The sequence below is a fragment of the uncultured Campylobacter sp. genome (assembly GCF_938031315.1).
GTDB lineage: Bacteria > Campylobacterota > Campylobacteria > Campylobacterales > Campylobacteraceae > Campylobacter_B.
Genome location: NZ_CALHHT010000327.1, coordinates 1 through 1,553 on the forward strand (window position 1 = coordinate 1; position 1,553 = coordinate 1,553).

Here is a 1,553-nt window from a genome sequence, read left to right on the forward strand (position 1 = left end):
GCGGCAAGGACAAGCTATTCGGCTTCTTTGTAGGCCAAGTGATGAAAGAGGGCAAGGGCGCGTTTAATCCTGCGAAAGTAAACGAGCTTCTGAAACAGAAGCTGGGCTGATTTCGCAGCTTGTGCGGCGGCGAACAGCGAATTAAATGCGGCGCGGCGTATGCGATAGATAAAGCCTCTGGGATAAAATTTTAAATCCGCCCGTAGCGTTTTGCTTCGAGCTAAAGCTTTAACGCGCCAATGACGAGGGCTTTTGCGTGTTATATTTCATTCGGCGCGATCTTGGTGGCTACCCGCTCTGCCTCGCGCACGTTTTGTTCTTTTGAGCTCGTTTTTTCTCGTGCGGGCTGTTTGCATCAAGTGTCGGTCTGCGACGGAGTGGTTTAAGAAGCACGTCCTAGGAATTTTACTCACGGCTACCGTCAAAGCGCGGCAAAGCTTGCAGGGAATGCGTAAAATTACTCTGCCTGAGGGAGCAAAAAACGGCAACTCGGGTGCGCGGATAGGATCGAATACGCAGGGTTAAATTTGAGTGGCAAGCCAATGTGTAGGCTAAATTTAATCAATCACTGCGTCGGATGCGCGTGCCCCAAACCTTGCGCCAAACGATAACGTGGCGAGCGACCGCAGATCATCTAGGTCTAAAGCACGCCTTGATAGATTTAAGTGGGTTTAAAAGCGCGATTTGCGATCGGGCGTCTGAGTAAAATTTTTAAAAATTTGATTTGCCGCAGCGATGCGTGAGTGAAATTTAAAACGTATAATGGAGTTTCAAAATCCTCATTCGTTCACTGCCGCGCTTTTTTGTGAAAGTGTTTTTGACGGAAGAGCAAAACCTTAAAAGTATGAAATTTTAGCGAGGTAAATTTTAAAAAAAGCGAAGTTTTGGCTGAGTAAATTTCAAAAGCGCAAAATTTTAATGAGACGAAATTTTGACGAGATGAAATTTCAAAAAGCGAATTTTAAAGCGTGGCTTCGGCTAGCGTTTGCACAGGCTCATGTCGGCGCTTTTGGGCTAAATTTTAAAAGAGCGGGAATTTCAAGAGAATGAAATTTGAAAAACCGCAAATTTGCGAATAAATTTTTAAAAAGGAACATAATGAAAATCGCGGTTATCGGCGCGGGCAAATGGGGTAGCGCGCTTTTTGATGCGCTTAGCGCAAAAAACGAATGTGTCATCACTTCTCGCACGCCAAGGCAAATTCCGCATTTTGTAAGCGTGAGCGAAGCGCTGGAATGCGAAGCACTGGTGTTTGTGCTCGCAGCGCAGCAAACCGCGCAGTGGCTGGATCAAAATTTCACTTACAAAAATCAAAAAATTCTAGTCGCTTCCAAGGGCATCGACGCAGCAAGCGGTAGGTTTTTGAACGAAATTTTTGAATCTCACGTCGCGCGCGGCAATCTCGCTTATCTATCAGGTCCGTCGTTTGCCACCGAAGTCATGCAGAAGCTGCCTTGCGCGCTCGTCGTAAGCTCGTGTAACGAAAATCTAGCTGAACTTTTCGCAAGCGCCTTCCCTGCCTACATCAAGATCTACACTAGTGGCGATATCAT

At 46.4% G+C, this 1,553-nt stretch carries 1 protein-coding gene and 1 pseudogene; both read left to right on the forward strand.

Annotated elements, in window-relative coordinates; all coding sequences use genetic code 11:
* A partial coding sequence (locus Q0236_RS07965) for a hypothetical protein (protein ID WP_297916720.1) occupies positions 1 to 110 on the forward strand: 110 nt, incomplete at its 5' end.
* A gap of 988 nt (positions 111 to 1,098) precedes the next feature.
* Positions 1,099 to 1,553: pseudogene (locus Q0236_RS07970) on the forward strand (glycerol-3-phosphate dehydrogenase); the annotation flags it as partial.